The following is a 17581-nucleotide window of genomic DNA, read 5'->3' on the forward strand; positions in this document are numbered from 1 at the left end:
CACCGTTATCGAGTGGGAAGGATACATGGACTTTCGTGCTTTTTATTCAGGCAACGCCCAGCAGTTTCTGGCCACGCGCCAACTTACTTTTTTCGAACTGGAAGAGGTTGTAAAACGCCAGTACGCCGATGCGCAACTGGCCTTGATCAGCAGTTCTCCAGTACATGGCATCGCTAACGCGGCCAGCGATATAGATCTGTTATGTGTGACCGATGATCGGCAGTCCGATCAATCGATGGCCTCGCAGATCTACCACAATGAACACCATATTGAAGTGGTGGCATTTGCCCGCGAAGAAGTTCACAACGCGTTCTCCCAACTGGCGACGGACGCACACAAAACCACTGCACAGAAACTCGTTGCGTTCAAACAGTGGGACAAACAGCAAGCGGTATCGCGAAAGTATCTGGAACGTCTGGTCTGCGCGGTGTCGACCGATCAGTCGCTTCCTTATCTGGACAGTCAGAAGGACTTGAGCTCGATCTGGTCTGCTGCGGCGTTCGATGACTTTCGCCAAAGTGCCTGCTTCTCGGCGCTGGCCTGGCGCAGTGGCGAATACCGCGCAGCCGCCGCCTATGCCTGCAACGCCGCACTGTTCCTGATGAACGCGACGCTGGCCAGCCACGGCTGGGTCAACTCCAATCGCAAGTGGACGCTGTTGCGTTGGGACCGGGCGCTGAACAGGCTCGGCATGCTGACTGACGACGGCCTTGCCCGAGCCATCGGGCAGCTGTGGCAATGCGCCTATCCGGCCTGCCGAAGTGGATTGCAGGGCGCGGAGCTCATGCACCTGTGTGAACTGACTCAACTCGCCGAGCAGACGTTCGCCTGCGAAGTCGCCTACGCCGAGTTGAAACCGGTTATCGAGCGCTCATCTGCCAGCAGATTTTTGCCGGGGGTCGACTTCGTGCTCACCGATAACCAGCAGGCGACCCTGTTGACGCAGCTGGATGTGCCGGAATTGCACAGCACCCGCCCGATCGACCTGGCCGAGCAATCCCGCGAAGTGGCTGCGTGTTTTCTGCGTGCGGCACGCGCCGGGCTGGTCAGTTTTTCACTCAAGGACTCACATCCGATGCAGGGAGCACACGCATGATTGCCAATACACAAGACGCCGTTCGCCAATGGTTCCCCCGGCTCGGTGGCGGCTACATATACCCGGCCGGCCCCTACGCGCAAAAGCTCATATCGGTGGCCTGGTTGCTCATGACCGAGCTTGAGGCGTATCTGGAAGACCTGGACGGCGCGGCGGACGAGCCCCTGGTGGTCGATGCGTTGAGAATCAAACTGGCTGAGTTGATGGTCGACATCGACTGCCGACTCGCCGGTGCCGACACCCCGAACGAGCTGCACCAGTTCGCACTGTTCAGCGAGTACGGTCTTACCGATGTCATTGCCCACACAGGCCCCGTCGCCGTGGAATGGCTGGACATTCGCGCTGACAGCGCTGCAGGTCACGACAATGAAGCCGAGTGGCTGATCGAAGTGTTCAGGGAGCTGCTGGACGCCTTTCCCGGGAAATTGTTCAACCCCTTGCTGCCTGGCACTCAGGGTCAGGTTCTGCGAACCCTGCGTGACTGGGACCGCTCCTGCCGTCTGGCAGGTGGCGACGCTGCCTTCCTGGCACCTTTGATGAGGTCTCTATGAACAGTCATGTCCTGACCGCGCCGGCGAGCGTACCAGCGCGCAAATCCTCATTCGTCGAACGTTACGGAGCGGTGTTTGGCCGTGAGCAAGGTCTTATGTTGCGCATGGCCGGGCTGACCGCAGCCGAGCACTCGGCGCAAGGTTCGTGGATAACCGATGACACCGGCCGCCGCTGGCTGGACTTCGGCTCCTTCGGGCTGCACCTGCTGGGCCATCGCCACCCTGAAGTCGTGGCTGCGCTGACGCGGCAGGTCACATCGCTGGGCCTTTCCAGCCGGATACTGGCCAACGAATCCAGCCTGAGCGCCGCCGAGCGGCTCGTGATGTGTGTCGGTCGTCCGGGCAACGGTGTGCTTTACGGCAACAGCGGTTCGGAGGTCATCGAAGCAGCCCTCAAGCTGGTGCGCATGCAGACCGGCCGGCGGCGAATCATCGCATTGACCCACGCCTATCATGGGCGGACCAGTGGCGCGCTGGCGGTCAGCTATGGCTATCGCGGGCACGCCACGCTGATGCACGCCGAAGATGTCGTGTTCATTGCCGCCGGTGATCTTGCCGCTGCACGCCAGGCACTGGCAGAAGGCGATATTGCCGCAGTGATCGCCGAGCCGGTTCAGGGAGAGGGCGGAATCAGGCCGGTCGACCTGGGTTTTCTGAGCGAACTGGCAGGTCTGTGTCGCGAACATGGCGCGTTCATGATTCACGATGAGATTCAATCCGGCCTGGGGCGTAGCGGAGCGCTGGTCTGCGGCGCGCCTGCCGACATCATAGTGTTCGGCAAAACCCTGGGCGGCGGTGTGTTTCCGGTAGCCGCAGCCATTTACGACAGCAGCCGGTTCGGCGCACCGGCGCGTGATCCGGTCGTACATGCCTCGTCCTATGCCGGCAGCGCGCTGGCGGGAGCCGTGGTCAACGCTGTGCTCGACGTGGTCAGCGATCCCGCATTCTGCCAGCGCGTCAACCAGCTGGGGCAGGTGGCCATGAGCATCCTGCGTGAGCGTTTAAAGGATTGTCCCGCCGTGGCTGAAGTGCGAGGCAGCGGCCTGATGATCGGGGTGGAATTCACCTCCAGCAACTATGTGGCGCAGACCCTGATCGAAGCCGCGCAGCGCAACCTGCTGCTGGCTTTCTGCCTTAGCGCAACCCGGGTGCTGCGGGTTTATCCCGACGCGACCATCTCCCGAGACCACCTCGAACAAGGCCTCAACAGTTTCTGTGATGCCGTCGATGCGGCTTATCGTTCCATTCAATGACGGAGAGTTCCTATGCCTGATGTATCAACCAGTGTTCTTCTCGGTGATTTCGAGCCTGGCGAGGTCTGGCCGATTCTCTCGGACTTCGCGCGCTACCCCGACTTCATGAGCGATGTGCTGGAGGTGATCGTTCACCCCCGGCAGAGTGAATACGTTTCCAGTACGTGGCGCGTATTGATCAATGGCAGCGAGCTGACCTGGACCGAGCAGGATTGGCTGGTGACGGACGAGCGCATCGAGTTCAAGCAGATCGATGGCGACCTTGAGGTCTGGTACGGCGAGTGGCTGCTGGTCCAGCGCGAAGACGGCTTGCACGTGGACCTGAATGTCACCTTCGACCTCGGCATCCCGTCGCTGGCCGAAGTCCTGCACCCGATCGGTGAACGTGCGATTCGCGCCAACAACATCCAGATGCTGGACGGGATACGCAATCAGCTGCTCGCTCGCCGTCAACAGCGGGTTGCGGCAGGGGGCTGCTGATATGCGCTCGACACTGATCATCACCGGCGCCAGTGGTGCGCTGGGCTCCTGGTTCGTGCGCGACTGGCTCAGTCAGCATCCGGACTCGCATGTGATTGCCTTGTTCCGATCCTCACAGGCGGCCAGTCGCTGCCTGCAGGATTTGCCTGCGCACAGTCGCTCGCGGCTCGAGTGCCGGATTGCCGACCTTACAGACGCCGACTCACTGAATACGCTGGCTGCCACGCTGCCCGCTATCGAGTGCGCCACGGCAGTCCATCTGGCTGCCGATGTGGCCTGGGACAAGACCTTCGAAGAGATGCACGAGTTGAATGTCGACGGTGCGCAGCTGTTCTGCGGCTTTGTTCAGAAGCTGGTGCGCAAGCCTCATTTCATTTACGTGTCGACAGCGTTCACCCGTTGTGAAGGCTGGACCTATCGCAACGGTTACGAGGAAAGCAAGGCAGCGGCAGAGCGTGGCTTGCGTGAGGCCTTCGGCGCGCAGATGCCGATTTCCGTGTTCAGTTGCAGCCTGGTCATCGGCGCTACCAGCGATGGTGCAATCAGTCGCTTTCACGGCCTGTACCCGTTGATTCGCTTCATCAATTCCTTTGCACCGCCGTTTCTGGTCGGCAATCGCCAGGGGCTGTTCGATCTGGTGCCTATCGATTGGGTGGTGGACGAATTGATCCACCTGGTCAGTCATTGCCTGGCCGGTGGCGAAGCGCGCGAGGTCGTCGCCTCGGCGGGGGATGCACGCCTGCCTTATGAGCAGGTAATCCGCATCATCGAGTCGCGCGTCGATCATGCCCGGCAGCAAGCGGGTATTGAGCCCTTGACCCCGGCACCGATCCTGCGCAGCCGGCAATGGGCGTTCCTCAAGCGATCGCTGGTCGCATGGCGCCCCGAAGGTATTTCGACCCGGGATTTCCGCTATTTCGAGCGCCTGTTGCAAATCTATGGCGTGTACGCCGAAAGCGATCTGGTCAGGCCACCGTTGAATGTCCGGCGCCCGGCACCCGGCGCGGAAGTGTTTTTACCCAAAGCGGTGGATTACTGGCTGGCTCATGCGCCCGAGGCGCGGATCAGCCTGGACAAGCTCGTCGCCAAATCGGCGGCAATGCACGGTTAGCAGGCCCTTTCAACGATTGAACGGGAGATGGAACATGATAGACACAATCGAACTCGACACGATGGACAGTGGCGCTTACGACCGACGCTCCGAGCGCGCCATGCTGGCACGCGACAACCTGTCACTGACCGCAGATCTCAAGCAACTCAGCAACTGGCGGCAGGCCTTGCAGATCGGCGTGCAGTGGGCGGTGATCGCCGCCGCAGTCACGCTGGCTGAAGCCAGCGACTCGATGCTGGTGTGTCTGATCGCGGCACTGGTCATTGCGACGCGACAGCACGCGTTGCTGGTACTCATGCACGATGCGGCGCATTTGCTGATCAGCCGTGACAGGCGGCGCAACGATCTGATTTCCAACGTGTTCCTGACGTTCCCGCTGACGTTGAGCACGTCACGCTATCGGGCCCACCACATTGCCCACCACAAGCACCTCAACACGCTGGACGATCCGGACTACGCCGATGCCTTCGCACCCGCCAGTTCCGGACTGTTCTGGCAGGCTCTGCTGCGCGACATCAGTGGGCTGTCGACCCTGCAATCGCTACGCACGATGGACAGCTTCAGCGTGATCGGACTGTTCACTCACCCCGCGCCGTCGACCCGTATCGAGCGTTATCAGGCAATGGCCTTCTATGCCTGCGCCGCGCTGCTCATCACTGCTTTGCAGGCCTGGCCGGGTGTGCTGCTGTACTGGCTGGCGCCGCTGGTGTTCTTCCTGCCGCCGATTCTGCGCATTCGCAGCCTGTCGGAGCACGCAGGTCTTTCGACACAGAGCGTGAAGCGCGATGCACGCAGTGTCAGTCCGGGCTGGCTGGAACGAGGGCTGTTTGCGCCGTGCAATATCAACCGGCACTGGGAGCATCACCTTTTTCAACAGATACCCAGCTATCACCTGGGCACCTTGTCCCGACGTCTGGCGCAACGCCTGCCTGGCTCGGCAGCCGCCTGCAACACCCAGGGTTATCTCTTGGGGGAACGCAGCATGCGCGCCGAGTTATATGGTGCCAACGGCCGGGCGCGTGCCGTGGCCTCTCTGGATCAGGAGGCTTGAACCCATGATGCTGACCGGTTCTGAAATAGTGAAGATGCGCGAGGTCGGCAGTGTCGTCATCGAGCCGTTCGACCCCGTACATGTCGAGGTCAACTCATATGGCTGTCACCTGGCTGATCTGCTTCTGGAGTACCGCAGCGACCGCATCGATCCTCACGGTGAGCTGGAGGTGGTCGAGCACCATATTCCGCCCGAAGGCTTCGTGCTGTACCCCAACCGTTTCTACCTGGGCGCCACTGCCGAGCAGATCGGCGGTATCGATTTTGCCAGCGAGCTTTACGCCAATGTGTCCACGGCGTCCTGTGGCGTTTTCATCCAGACCAGTGCGCCGCTCGGTCATACCGGCGCGGCCATCAGCTGGACTCTGGAAATCGTTGTGACTCAACCGGTGCGGGTTTATGCCGGCACCAAAGTGGCCAAGGTCTGCTTCTGGGCGAACTTCGGCATGACCACCTGCTACGCGGGACGCTACTTGGGCTCCAAGAGCACCGTGCCCTCGAAAATCATTCTGGATTGACCATGATATTGACCGGTAGTGAAATCGAAAATCGCGTGCGTTCGGGTGAAATCGTCATCAGTCCGTTTTCCCATGAGAACGTCAATCCCAACAGCTATAACTTCCGCCTGCATGACCAGATGAAGGTCTATGAAGACGATGTGATCGATGTGCGCGCCGAGGCGTCGACCCGAACCATCGAAATCGGTCCGGAAGGCTATGAATTGCAGCCCATGAAGCTGTATCTGGCCTCGACCATAGAAACAATGGGCAGCACCCATTTCGTACCTACCTATGCGGCTCGGTCCTCGATCGCAAGGCTGGGCATGTTCATCAATCTGTCGGCACCGCTGGGCGACATCGGCTTTGTCGGGCGCTGGACCTTGCAGCTGTATGCGCTCAACCGCATTCGGGTTTACCCCGGCATGAACATCGGTCAAATGATGTTCTGGAACGTCAAGGGCGATATCGAGCTGTACTCCGGAAAATATCAGGGCGCGACCGAAGCCTTCGCGTCACGCATCTTCATGGATTTCGAAAAAACGCCGCGTCCGCAGCCGCTGCTGCCCACCCTCGCGCCATTCCCCGTTGTAGCAGCCCAGGAAGAGGTCGATGCGGCACCCGATGCGCTGGCGGCCAGGTCCGGGCGAATGGCCACCGATATTCCACTGATAGCAGGAGGCCGTCGTGTCCAGTAAATACTCGACTTTGAAACAGCTTGCCGGTGATCTGCCGGTGCCCGCCCTGAGCGCGCTGCAAGATGCAGATTACCGCGTGTTATGGCAGGACTTTGCCAGCCGCAAACAGGCCATCGAGGACACGCTGAAAACCGTGCGGATCACCGCCGGTGCCTTCCTTGACGAGCACATGGACAGAATCGCCCGGCTGGCCGAGTTCCAATGGAGTGACGCTGCCGACAGCCATCTTCAGACGTTGCTCGAGCAGGCAGGCTTTGACGCCGACAGCGAACTTGCCGTGCGCTCTTCGGCGAATATCGAGGACGGTAACCAACACAGTTTCGCCGGAATCTTCAGCACGCATCTGTCGGTCAACGGGTTGCCTGCGCTCAAGGCAGCGATTCTGGATGTATGGCGCTCCGGGGTTTCCCGTCAGGCCATCCTGGAACGCTTGCGAGCGTCGATGCTGGAAACACCGGTCGAGATGACGGTGATCATGCAGCGCATGGTCAAGGCTCGCTTCGCAGGCGTTGCGTTCAGCCATGATCCGCTGACTGGCGAGGCCGTGACGCTGATCGAAACGGTCGCATCGCTGGGTGAAGCGATGGTTTCCGGTGTGCAGAAAGGCATGTCGGCGCGGATAGGTGACCAGCAATTGCTGGACTGTGACCCTGCGCTGGAACCGCATACGGCGTTGCTGCTGGAGGTGGCTGCGCTGGCCTCCAGGGCATCTGCGGCGTTGGGGATGCCTGCCGACATCGAATGGGCGGTGGATGAAGGGCAGCTCTGGCTGCTGCAGGCCAGACCCGTCACCAGCCTGCGCGAGGCGCGCAGCCTGGAGCCGGTGCTGGAGTGGACTGAACTCTACCTTGCCAGTGACGATGCACTGACGGACTTCCGTCCATTGCCTGCCTTTGCGCAGTATTTTCGAAGCAAGCGCCGTCCGCTGGCCTTGTTCGCGCAAACCCACGACGTCTCGGCAGGCCAGGCATTGCTGATAAAGGCCAATCGCCAGGGGCTGCTCGAACCGGCCATGAGCCAGGCTCTGCTGGACAGGCTCAAGACCAATCAAGTGGTACTGGACTTTTCCGATCAGGTTCGCCAGCAGATCCTCGAGCGTGGCGCACTGCGTGAACGGCTGCTTGAACTCAGCGATGAGCGGGTGGTGTGTTTCGTGCTGCGCGAGTTTCTGAAAGGTGAAACCGGGCTGATCACCCAAGCGTGTGATGACGGCTCGACGACCTGTGAGTGGTCATCGGAAGGTTTGCTGGCGATCAATCGCGGCATTGCCGGCACTCAACGCGCGCGCCTGGCGACGAACGACCCGGGCGGCCCCGCCGATGCACAGCAACTGCACAGCATCACGCATGCGGCTGGCGAGCTGCTGGGCTCGGTGCAACTGGAATGGGTAAGGGCAGGGCAGCAGTTGCACCTGATCGATTTTTCGCCGTTGTCGACGTTCGTGCAGGTGCAGGATTCAACGGAAATCCGCCTGATTTCTCCAGGTTATGCCGACGGGCCGGTGGTGCTGGTCACGGCGGGTCGACAGCTGGAAGAACTGAGTATCTCGGCCACCGTGTCGATCAATTCGATCCCTTCGTCCAGCTCGCTGGGTGCCGAACTGGAAGAGCTTGAGCGGCAACTGCGTGTTCACGACGGGCAGGCGATTGTGGTTTCGCCGCGTCCTTACGCAGCCCTGGCGGCATTGCTGCCGTTCGCGCGCGGTTTTGTCTTCGAGCAGGCGTCCATGCTTTGCCATCTTTCGATTCTGTTGCGTGAACACGGCATTCCCGCCGTGGAGTCCGAGGCGCTGTATCAGCAGGGGCTTGCCGGCCAACGGATCACGTTCAGCCAGAGCCCGAAGGCTCTGCCTCACGCTGTCAACGAAGTACGGGAGCTACAATGACTACGGATATTTCACTGTTGTTTTTCGATCCGCACACCCTCAATGGCAGTCTCGATTCTGCGCTGGTCGCCATTGTCGACACCGAGGCCGCGCGGGCCCGTCACTCGGACAACGGTCTGTTCATCCCCAGCGGCACGCTGCATGCGCAGTGGCTTTCCAATGCCCATCACACCCATGTGCCGATGCCCATGAAGGACTTCGACTTTCAAGTCTTCAATGCCGGGCAACGCAAGCGCACCCAGGACAGCCGTTCGCGCATGCATATGCTGGATCCGACGCTCAATCGTCGGCCGTCCGATCAGGCGTTGATGGCCACCCTGGCGGTGATGCATCACGCCGATAAATGCAGCATCTATCACTATGTCCATGAGGGCGAAGCCGGGGCCTTGTTCCTGCATTTGATGGATGTCGAACCGGTCGAACGTGCTGCCTGGAGGGCCTGGCAACGTTTGGCCAGATCCGCTGCTGCGCGTGTGGCCGTTTCGCAACCGATGCTTAGCGATGACTGCTGGTACGTGCGCTGGCGCCCGGAGATGGAACTGGAACGTAAATTCACCTCGTTTCAGATACCCGACATGTGGCAGTTGTCCACGGCGATGCACAAGGCGTTCGCAGAGGGCGCTTTCGAGGACCTGGTGCTGGAAATCGACCGTGATTTTCAAACCTACGACTATGAATCGCATATCTTCGAAGTGACTGGCGACCCCCTCGAAACCGGTTACATCTCGTTCATTCCCCAGGCCGACGGACTGATGGCGGTCAAGCGCAAATGGTTTCTTGAGAACGCGGAATTGCGTCGCGAGGACTTCAACACCGATCAGCCGGTGGCGTTTGCCGATATCGAAACTCACGCTCGCTCGATGACCTCGGCAAACCTGCGTCGGCTCAAGCCGTTCAGGCGCACCCGGATCGACATCAATTTCGAATCGCTGAGGACCGGTAATGGTTTCGGGGCGTACTTCGATGTCTGCCGCATGGTCGACGGAAGCGCCGAGTTTGCCCAGGTCGAAGTCGAATATTGCCGCAGCAGGACCCTGCATACGCTGCGTGAGGTGGAGGAGGACTTTGAAACCGTATCCAACGTGATGCGTGATTTTCTGGCCGAGCAACGCCTGCCGTTTCAGCAGGATCTCTATTCGAAACTCGACTTTGCCCGTGAGGCGAGTCGGCTCTGAATTCACTTTGCCGGGGAGATGACCATGCCGCAATCGACGATCACGCAGACGGCTATTGTCTTTGGTAGCTGGAAAATCCGTCATCAGGAGCCGTTCGGCAGTGATGACCACACGTTGTATGCCATTGCTGCGGACACGGCGTTGCTGGGTGAGCTGACTGCCGTCGCTGACCTGCGAGGCCGCCACCGTGTGCTGGCCCGCTGGGACTCAGACGGGGCGATGCTCCTTGAGGATTCGCACGGTGCGCTGGGCGATGAAAGCTGTCACAACCTGTCCGGTGCCGCCATCCCGTTGGCGATCATCCGCTTGCAGTCTGACCAGGTGCACATCAGCCACTTGCTCAATCGCATCGATGTGCATCGTTCGCTTTTCGTACAGCCGCCGCTTGAAATCGAACAGCCTGCCGTCCCGCAAAACCTGTTGATCGCGCTGCGTAATGCGTTCGAGCGCAACCATCTGGCGATCAACAATTGGGAATGTCGCTACGCCACCAGCGAACAGACCTACGTCGAGTCCTTCGAACTGGCGCCTGACTGCCATGCCCGAATGCTCGGCGAGGCCTGGTTCGACGCCAGTTTCAGCCCTGCAATGGCGCCGTTCACCAGTCAGTGCGGTGACGAATTTCAGGTCTGGGACCATCAGGTAACCGCCGCCAGGGCGGAAGACGGTGGTTATGTATGGGTCGAGCACTGCAGCCGCAAACGCAAACTGGCGGTCAATGAACCCATCGTGCAGCTGTTTCGCAGCGCGCCGGGCAAGCTGTCCGGCACCGTAAGGCACCTGTCGCTGGGCTCCCCGACGCTGGAGGCCATGGCCATGAACATTGACAGCACGCTGCAGGCGCTTGGTGAATATCGACGTTATGCGTTCAGCGCCCCTTGCGAATCCGTGGACAGCGGCAACCTCTTCGCGATCACCTTCGAGACCTGCATGCCGCTTGATTCGCAGGCGGGGAGCACGACGCGCGGTGAAGTGCGTTTTCTCAAGTGCCGCGGGGCGATAGACCCTCAGTCGATCAAATCCGATCTGCGCAGGCTGATGGAGCACCTGCAGGCATTTCTGAGCGAACGCCGCCAGGAGTGCTGGCCCCTGACGGACCGATTTGCCTTTCTGCATTCGCCATCGCCTTTCATCACCACCCCGGAGAGCTTGCACTCATGAGCCGCTATCTTTGCAATGGACGCTATCGATTTGAACTGGACGATCAGACCTCGGGCTCGGCACTGGCCCAGCGGCTGCGGGTGTTCCTCGCGCCTTACTTTACCGAAGTGAACGATGACAGTCAGACCACCGTGGACCTGAGGCTGCGGCTGCACGACAGCGCGGCGTTCAACGCGGAGTGGATGGGGCTCTGCGTGACGCCCGACATCATCCGCGAAACCTACGCCCCCGGCTTTACCCTGCGGGTGTTGCGTGGCCATGACCCGGAGACTGGGCTCGACTACGCCTGGGATGCCGATACGCGGGTCGGTTACCGGATTGACCGGGCGCGTCACACGGTTGATTTTCATGGCGACGAAAATGCCTTCATCCACTTGATCGAGCTGGTGCGTTATTACGGGCTGCTGGTCGAACAAGCCAAAGGCAGTGTGATCATGCATGCCTCGGCGGTGGTCGGGCCGGACGGCGGGATCGTTGCTATCGGCGGAGCGAAGGGGGCGGGCAAGACCACCACCATGCTCGACCTGGTGCTGTCCGATGAGTACCTGTACTTTTCCGGGGACAAGCTGCTTCTGGACAGCGTCGACGGCCGGATTCGCGCCCGCGGCTGGCCGGATTATCCGCATGTCGGTGTAGGCACATTACGTACACATCCAGAACTGGCAAAGCGCCTCGATCTGGCCGCGGTGGCCGATGACTTGTCGATTGCGCATACCGAAAAACGCCTGTGCAAGCCCGAAGCCATGCGCGCCGCACTCAAGGCCAGCCCGGAAGGCTGTGGCTGGCTGGAGACCGTCATCCTGCCCAACGTGGCAGCGCGGGGCAAATTGCGGGTCGAGGCACTGGGCCGCGATGCGATTCTGGAACAGATCCACTCACCCACACTCTTCGAGTGGCCGCATCGTTTCGTTACCTCAACCTGGCACGGCTTGCTGGATGCCGGTTCGCTTACCGACAGCGTACCGCCGCAGATCGTCCGCGGGCTGCTCGGTGTGCAGTGGCAAAGCCGTGTGGGTGTGACGCGCGAGCTGATCAGCGCCTGATAAGGAGATCCTATGAACCACGCTCCCCAATTGCGTCTGGCGCTGGTGGCCCCCAGCGGTTCCGGGAAGAGTACAACCGCCGAGTTGCTGCGTGAGTATTTCGAAGTGGCCGGGCTGTCGGTCGAGGTCATCAAGCTCGCCCAGCCCCTGTATGAGTTACAAGGCATGTTCTATGAGCAGGCCGGGGTGCAAGTACCGAGCGGCAGCCAGAATCAGCGTTTGCTGGAGTGCATCGCACGCGAGCTGAGGGATCTGGACAGCCAGTCGCTGGTCACAAACTTCGCCCGACGATTGACCCGGTCCTGCGCGCAGGTGGTCATCAATGACGACCTGCGCGACGACACCGTCGACTGGCCGTACCTTCAGGCGCAAGGCTTTCAAGTGATAAAGGTGCTTGCCGATTCTTCCGTGAGACAGAAACGCCTGGGACAGCGAGGCGACATCAGTGTGGTGGAAAACAGCGCGCTCGATCTGCAGATGCGCCGGATCGAAGCGGATTATGTATTGCCCAACAGCGGTTCGCTCGAGCAGTTAAAGCAGCGTGTTGCCGTGGTGGCCCGGTGGGCGATGGACGATTCTCAACGCCGGATCGCTTCATGAAGGGCGCTGATCCGTTGGTATGGCTGTTGATCGACGGGTTGTCGTGGGAGCTGGTCAAGCGCTATCGGGCACGACAGCCTGGACGGCCTTCGGCAGGATGGCCATGTTACCCCTTGCTGCCACTGTCGCCCAATTGCCAGACCCCGCCCTCACTGTTGTCGATCTTCAGCGGCGCACCGGTCAGCGAGCACGGCTTGACGGGCTATCTCGTCCCGGCGCCGACGCCGCAGGACTGCCTGGCGGTGGCGGATGCCTTTCAGGTCTGGCCACGCCACATCGATATGGTCTGGGATGAATGGGCGCGCCAGGGCATCACTTTTCGCCTGTGTGCCGTGCCCTTTGTCCAGCCCGACAGGCTGGGTGACGCATTGCTTGGGCAAAGCTGCGTCTATCAGGGTTTTTCGCTGCGTCCCGAGGTCATCGAAAACGATGGCTGCCTGTGTATCGAGGCTCTGGATGTAGTTGCCAGGGTCAGCGTGCAACAGGGCGGTGCAGTGCTCGAATGGCCAGAGGATCAGGGCCGTGCTCCGTGCCGATTGCCGCTGGGCAGCACGGTGCATGTACCGTTGTCGGAGCAGGTCCCGGGCAATGTGTGCAAGGCGATTGCACTGCGCGCAGTGCACATCGAAAAACGCGTCTGTGTGATCAGTTTCGGTTACCGCGAGGTCCAGGCGCTTGATCTGCAGGGCGACGCCGGCAAGGCTTACGTGGCCAATGACCTGACCGTGCTGTATCGCACCGGACAGTTGGGCAAGCGGCTGGATGAGGGCGGGCAGGGCGCTGCGGAATGGCTGCTGCTGGAACTGATGCGGGAGATGCATGAAAGCTTTTGCGACGACATTGTCGGCGCAGTCAGGGCCGGTGATGCACAGCGCGTCATCGGTTATTACCCGGTAGTGGATCTGCTGTCACATCATTTGCTCAAGTACCTCGCGCCAGAATGGGCCAGCGAATTGATGCAGGAGGTTGGGCAACGTCTGTTCGACGAGATATCGGAGTGGGTCGATGAGCTGATCCTGCGCTGCGTCGATGCGGCGGGAGGAGAGGTACGTTGCGTCGCCCACTCTGATCACGGCATGGCACCTGTCCATCACGATCTTTATCCCAACAGTTTTTTCGAGCAGCAGGGCTGGCTGGTCTATGACGCGTCAGGCGTAGCGGATATGCAAAAAAGCGCGGCGCTCTTTCATCCGGCCGACAACGGTCTGGTGCTGTTCAACACGGCGCGACTTGCGCTGTCCGGACACGACCCTGGCTCAGTCACCGACGCCTGGCGCAAAAGCCTCGCACAGCCGTTTCGCGATGAATGGACGATGTTCGAATGCTCAGACGGGCAGGTCTTTTCCGAAGGCTGGACAGGCGGCTGCTACTGGCAGGCCCCACGCGGCACCCGACTGCTGGCCGCCCGTTCAGAACACGCCGTTCGCCTCAGCCGAAAAGGTGGCGACCACACGGTATGTGCCACTGACCCGTGGTTGCGTGGCGTGTTGCTGGACGCCAGCAGCACGCCATTGCCACGTCCTGCCGACGCTGAAGTGACATTGCCCGCGATTCGCCATTGGCTGACAGCCACCACATCCTGACACCTGACTCGATAATTTTTCAGCCACAGGGAGCTTATCCATGCGCTTTGACAGCCTGCTTTTCGATATTGACGGCACACTCATGCTCAAGGGGCAGCCTCTGCCTGGCGCCGCCGATGCATTGAGTTTCGCGCGTTCCCAAGGGTTAAAGCTGCAATTGCTGACCAATACCACGGCGAAGATGCCGGAGGCGCTGGCAGAGGAGCTTTGCCACGTCGGAATCGAGGTCGTCCCCGAGGAAATTCAGACCGCCACCACAGCGTGTCTGGGCTATCTGCAGCAACAACCGCACCTCAAGTGCCATTTGCTGGTCCCCGATTCGATACGGCCAGCGTTCAGCAGCATCGTTACAGACGATACAACCCCGGACGTCGTCGTCATCAGCGATATCGGCGAAGCCTTCGATTACGCCACGCTGAATCGCTGCTTCCGTATGTTGCGAGGCGGTGCTCGTCTCATCGCATTGCAAAAAAACCTGTTCTGGTTTGATCGTGATGGTGAACGTCTCGATTGCGGCGCCTTCATCGTCGGGCTTGAGGCCGCAGCGCAGGTGCAGGCCCTGGTCATGGGCAAGCCGTCGCCGATGTTCTTCGAGGCTGCCTTGCGCAAACTCGATACCTGCGCGAGCCGCACTCTGGTAGTGGGCGATGACGTTCTGACTGACTGCGCAGGAGCGAAAGCCGTTGGTGCCAGCAGCCTGCTGGTGCGTACCGGAAAATATGATCCGAGGCTGTTCGAGGCCCATCGGCAAAACGTGGATGCGGTGATTGAAGGGATTGCAGATTTTCCACGCTGGTGGATATCCGGCAGTACCGCAGATCAACTGCGCCAAGGTTAAGTAACTGGATTACAAGGACGAATCATCCATGCAGACAGCATGTGCCAAAAAGTCGAAAGAACGCCCGGAAAACATAGCCGAGCGGATTTACGCCCGGATCAAAGAAGACATTTCCGAATTTCGTCTGTTACCCGGCGAGCGATTTACTGAAGGTGAAGTGGCCGAACGCGTTCAGGCCAGTCGTACACCGGTCAGGCAGGCATTGTTCCGGCTGGAGCAGGAAGGGTATGTTGAGGTTTATTACCGAAGCGGCTGGCAGGTACGGCCCTTCGACCCTCGTCACTTCGAGGAGCTGTATGACGTTCGGGTGGTGCTCGAGCTGGCGGCGCTCGCCAGGCTGGGCTTGATGGACCTGAGCGTCGAGCCGCTGATCGACGAACTCATAAGTACCTGGCTGGTGCCGAAAAACGAGCGATTGAGGGACACCGATATCCTCGCCGGGCTGGGCGAACGGTTCCATTGCGCGTTGGTCGAGGCCGTGGGTAACCGGGAAATGGCCAGGCTGCATTACGAGGTCACCGAGAAGACCCGAACCATCCGGCGTCTCGAATTCAGCGCCTCCAGAGTCGATGCAACATACGAAGAGCACGGCAGCATTCTCAAGGCCCTCCTGCAACGTCGGCCGCGACAGGCTCAGCAATTGCTGGAAGCACATGTCGAACTCAACAAGGAGGAGGCGCGCAGAGCTACCCAACATGTATTACGGCGCGCGCGCCATTACGCCGAGAAGAACGGCGAGCCCGCCAGGTTGCGTGCGCAGGCGCAGTGAACGGTTGTTGCGGAGCTGCGCGGTGTCTGCTCGGGTAGTAGAGGTGGAAGCCGGCAAGGGTCGGTGACCACCGCGCGGCCAATAATGGCGAATGACTATTCTGGGACCGCATCGCACAGGTATCATTATTTCTGCTTGAGCCTCGACCAAAGCAGCGAGGCGAGCGAGCGGGATGCCATGAGTCGCTCCTCGGTTCGAACTGCAGCGGGCAGGGCATGCCACGGTATGCTGGCGGTTCGGTGATGCTGTAAATGCAGGTTGATGTTGTAGGGCCAGATGAAAAACCGCCCCAGCCAGCCGACGCGCCAGGCGTATGTCCATTCTTGCCAGCCAGGTGTAACGCCGGGGCCGCCGCTGTGCTCGGCCATGCTGCGAATTTTCTGCAGCAGGGTGCCGACCGTAACCAGAGGCAGGAACCACAGCATGGCCACAAAACCGAGCGTTTGCGCCGAGCATTGCCAGATGAGTGCGGCGACAATCAGCAGCCAGACCAACGCTGCCGCAATCAGTGGGTGAGTGATCGCTGGCGGTTTCCCCCCTGCGCCCTTGTAGGCGGCAATGTTGCGCAGCGTATTGACCAGCAGCAAGTCTCCCAGCAGTTGCCTGGCCAGCAGCTTCGCGGTTAACGGTCGGAACTGCCAGGGCTGGCGGTAATAGAGGAAGCGTCGTTCCGGGTCCTGTTCGGTACCCGCGTGCTGGTGATGGTCCAGGTGCAGGGGGCGGTAGAATTCGATCGGCACCAGGCCCGGAACACCGATCGCCAGGTTGATCAGGAAGTCGTTAGTACTGCGCTGTCGAGTCAGGTGGTAATGGGTTGCATCGTGATACAGCACGAACAACGCGTGCTGCCTTGCTGCCACGATGAGCACGGCCAGCAGATAAAAGCGCCAGTCTGCGAGGTAAATCGCGACACGAATCGTGACCAGTATGCACAGCCATTCGAGCAGCAGAGCCGATAGGGTGCGCATGTCCACCGCACAGCGCCTGAGTACCAAGGTCGTCAGGCCGCAGGCGAGGCCGATGAACACGCCAGAGGCCATGTCGGTGAAAACATGCTGCCCGGTGGTCATCACCGTCAGCATGAGCACTGCGCTCCAGAGGGCAAATACCCAGGCCGATCTCAGCCGCAAACCGCCCATGACGATGCTGATTGCAACGGGTAACGCCACATGCCCGCTGGGTGATGCCGCCAGTGGCGCATCGAGCCGGTACAGCCAGTCGAGCCACGCGGAACCGCTTTCAGGACGCAGGATCATGGTCGGCCAGAACAGGTGGCTGACCAGGCACAGCCCGGCGGCCAGGGCGCCGGCGAAAAACACCGGCAGCAGCCACGAGGACTGACGCCCCATGTACACAAGCACCGGCATCACCAGCGTATAGCTGAGATACAGCGGCACCGTGAACGGCAGCAAGGGTATATGAGCGTCTACGATGCCTGGCTCGACGAGCCTTGCTGGGCCCATTGGAACGTGTGTCACCAGAAAGTACAGCAGGCCGGTGACCAGCAGGTAGGCCAACAGCCACGTGACGGGACGATCAGTACTGGACGTGGCGCATTGATGAGGATGCATGGGTGCGAAGCCTGGTTCATTCGTTACGTGCACAAGCGAACACCCGGGCGGGCCAGACTGTGCGCAGCGATGATTGCAGAAGAATCGGGACATTGTGCCGAGAGACTGATTGCCCTCGGCGGCCCGGCAATTCAGAATCCGGTCATTGTGTTTCCATACATCGAAGGCCTCCATGAGTTTGTGCGCGACCGCCGTTGGGCGCCCCGATTTACGATCAGTC

At 60.4% G+C, this 17581-nt stretch carries 17 protein-coding genes; 16 read left to right on the forward strand and 1 reads right to left on the reverse strand.

What is annotated here, in order from left to right:
• Nucleotides 1-25 precede the first annotated feature (25 nt).
• The 16 genes from BLR20_RS03770 to BLR20_RS03845 are packed head-to-tail and all read left to right on the forward strand — an operon-like array spanning nt 26 to nt 15790.
• On the forward strand, nt 26-1096 hold the full coding sequence (locus BLR20_RS03770) for a DUF6001 family protein (RefSeq protein ID WP_054993629.1): 1071 nt from the start codon (nt 26-28) through the stop codon (nt 1094-1096).
• On the forward strand, nt 1093-1647 hold the full coding sequence (locus BLR20_RS03775) for a DUF6031 family protein (RefSeq protein WP_054993628.1): 555 nt from the start codon (nt 1093-1095) through the stop codon (nt 1645-1647). Before BLR20_RS03770 ends, BLR20_RS03775 begins: the two co-directional genes overlap by 4 nt.
• On the forward strand, nt 1644-2900 hold the full coding sequence (locus BLR20_RS03780; protein ID WP_054993627.1) for an aspartate aminotransferase family protein: 1257 nt from the start codon (nt 1644-1646) through the stop codon (nt 2898-2900). The genes BLR20_RS03775 and BLR20_RS03780 overlap by 4 nt, the downstream gene beginning before the upstream one ends.
• Before the next feature lie 12 nt (nt 2901-2912).
• Nucleotides 2913-3380, forward strand: coding sequence for a type II toxin-antitoxin system RatA family toxin (locus BLR20_RS03785; protein WP_054993626.1), 468 nt, complete (start codon nt 2913-2915; stop codon nt 3378-3380).
• 1 nt (nt 3381) lies between these two features.
• Nucleotides 3382-4491 carry an SDR family oxidoreductase gene (locus BLR20_RS03790; RefSeq protein ID WP_054993625.1) on the forward strand — a complete coding sequence of 370 codons (1110 nt, stop codon included), beginning with the start codon at nt 3382-3384 and terminating at the stop codon, nt 4489-4491.
• A gap of 34 nt (nt 4492-4525) precedes the next feature.
• A complete protein-coding gene (locus BLR20_RS03795) occupies nt 4526-5542 on the forward strand; it encodes a fatty acid desaturase family protein (RefSeq protein ID WP_054993624.1) in 1017 nt (338 codons plus the stop codon).
• Between the two features lie 4 nt (nt 5543-5546).
• Nucleotides 5547-6059: a dCTP deaminase gene (locus BLR20_RS03800; RefSeq protein ID WP_010435253.1), complete on the forward strand. Its 513-nt coding sequence runs from the start codon at nt 5547-5549 to the stop codon at nt 6057-6059.
• A gap of 2 nt (nt 6060-6061) precedes the next feature.
• Nucleotides 6062-6736 carry a dCTP deaminase gene (gene dcd / locus BLR20_RS03805; protein WP_010435256.1) on the forward strand — a complete coding sequence of 225 codons (675 nt, stop codon included), beginning with the start codon at nt 6062-6064 and terminating at the stop codon, nt 6734-6736.
• On the forward strand, nt 6726-8621 hold the full coding sequence (locus BLR20_RS03810) for a PEP/pyruvate-binding domain-containing protein (protein WP_054993623.1): 1896 nt from the start codon (nt 6726-6728) through the stop codon (nt 8619-8621). The genes dcd and BLR20_RS03810 overlap by 11 nt, the downstream gene beginning before the upstream one ends.
• Complete coding sequence (locus tag BLR20_RS03815) at nt 8618-9796, forward strand: hypothetical protein (protein ID WP_054993622.1); 1179 nt, start codon at nt 8618-8620, stop codon at nt 9794-9796. Before BLR20_RS03810 ends, BLR20_RS03815 begins: the two co-directional genes overlap by 4 nt.
• Before the next feature lie 24 nt (nt 9797-9820).
• Complete coding sequence (locus BLR20_RS03820; RefSeq protein ID WP_054993681.1) at nt 9821-10957, forward strand: hypothetical protein; 1137 nt, start codon at nt 9821-9823, stop codon at nt 10955-10957.
• Nucleotides 10954-12000: a hypothetical protein gene (locus BLR20_RS03825; protein WP_054993621.1), complete on the forward strand. Its 1047-nt coding sequence runs from the start codon at nt 10954-10956 to the stop codon at nt 11998-12000. The genes BLR20_RS03820 and BLR20_RS03825 overlap by 4 nt, the downstream gene beginning before the upstream one ends.
• Before the next feature lie 12 nt (nt 12001-12012).
• Nucleotides 12013-12600 (forward strand): hypothetical protein, encoded by a 588-nt coding sequence (locus BLR20_RS03830; protein WP_054993620.1) that lies wholly within the window; start codon nt 12013-12015, stop codon nt 12598-12600.
• Complete coding sequence (locus BLR20_RS03835) at nt 12597-14183, forward strand: alkaline phosphatase family protein (protein ID WP_054993619.1); 1587 nt, start codon at nt 12597-12599, stop codon at nt 14181-14183. The genes BLR20_RS03830 and BLR20_RS03835 overlap by 4 nt, the downstream gene beginning before the upstream one ends.
• Nucleotides 14184-14223: 40 nt before the next feature.
• Nucleotides 14224-15021, forward strand: coding sequence for an HAD-IIA family hydrolase (locus BLR20_RS03840; protein WP_054993618.1), 798 nt, complete (start codon nt 14224-14226; stop codon nt 15019-15021).
• Nucleotides 15022-15049: 28 nt separating this feature from the next.
• Entirely contained in the window at nt 15050-15790 is a 741-nt protein-coding gene (locus BLR20_RS03845; protein ID WP_054993617.1) for a GntR family transcriptional regulator, read from the forward strand.
• A gap of 125 nt (nt 15791-15915) precedes the next feature.
• On the opposite strand, the gene BLR20_RS03850 is transcribed toward BLR20_RS03845, so the two are convergent.
• Nucleotides 15916-17361 (reverse strand): fatty acid desaturase, encoded by a 1446-nt coding sequence (locus tag BLR20_RS03850; protein ID WP_054993616.1) that lies wholly within the window; start codon nt 17359-17361, stop codon nt 15916-15918.
• Between the last annotated feature and the right edge of the window lie 220 nt (nt 17362-17581).

This window comes from Pseudomonas congelans, from assembly GCF_900103225.1.
Taxonomy (GTDB): domain Bacteria; phylum Pseudomonadota; class Gammaproteobacteria; order Pseudomonadales; family Pseudomonadaceae; genus Aquipseudomonas; species Aquipseudomonas congelans.

Coding starts and splice junctions, on each gene's coding strand:
- BLR20_RS03770 (WP_054993629.1), top strand. CDS start 26: ATGGACTTTCGTGCTTTTTATTCAGGCAACGCCCAGCAGTTTCTGGCC.
- BLR20_RS03775 (WP_054993628.1), top strand. CDS start 1,093: ATGATTGCCAATACACAAGACGCCGTTCGCCAATGGTTCCCCCGGCTC.
- BLR20_RS03780 (WP_054993627.1), top strand. CDS start 1,644: ATGAACAGTCATGTCCTGACCGCGCCGGCGAGCGTACCAGCGCGCAAA.
- BLR20_RS03785 (WP_054993626.1), top strand. CDS start 2,913: ATGCCTGATGTATCAACCAGTGTTCTTCTCGGTGATTTCGAGCCTGGC.
- BLR20_RS03790 (WP_054993625.1), top strand. CDS start 3,382: ATGCGCTCGACACTGATCATCACCGGCGCCAGTGGTGCGCTGGGCTCC.
- BLR20_RS03795 (WP_054993624.1), top strand. CDS start 4,526: ATGATAGACACAATCGAACTCGACACGATGGACAGTGGCGCTTACGAC.
- BLR20_RS03800 (WP_010435253.1), top strand. CDS start 5,547: ATGATGCTGACCGGTTCTGAAATAGTGAAGATGCGCGAGGTCGGCAGT.
- dcd (WP_010435256.1), top strand. CDS start 6,062: ATGATATTGACCGGTAGTGAAATCGAAAATCGCGTGCGTTCGGGTGAA.
- BLR20_RS03815 (WP_054993622.1), top strand. CDS start 8,618: ATGACTACGGATATTTCACTGTTGTTTTTCGATCCGCACACCCTCAAT.
- BLR20_RS03820 (WP_054993681.1), top strand. CDS start 9,821: ATGCCGCAATCGACGATCACGCAGACGGCTATTGTCTTTGGTAGCTGG.
- BLR20_RS03825 (WP_054993621.1), top strand. CDS start 10,954: ATGAGCCGCTATCTTTGCAATGGACGCTATCGATTTGAACTGGACGAT.
- BLR20_RS03830 (WP_054993620.1), top strand. CDS start 12,013: ATGAACCACGCTCCCCAATTGCGTCTGGCGCTGGTGGCCCCCAGCGGT.
- BLR20_RS03835 (WP_054993619.1), top strand. CDS start 12,597: ATGAAGGGCGCTGATCCGTTGGTATGGCTGTTGATCGACGGGTTGTCG.
- BLR20_RS03840 (WP_054993618.1), top strand. CDS start 14,224: ATGCGCTTTGACAGCCTGCTTTTCGATATTGACGGCACACTCATGCTC.
- BLR20_RS03845 (WP_054993617.1), top strand. CDS start 15,050: ATGCAGACAGCATGTGCCAAAAAGTCGAAAGAACGCCCGGAAAACATA.
- BLR20_RS03850 (WP_054993616.1), bottom strand. CDS start 17,361: ATGCATCCTCATCAATGCGCCACGTCCAGTACTGATCGTCCCGTCACG.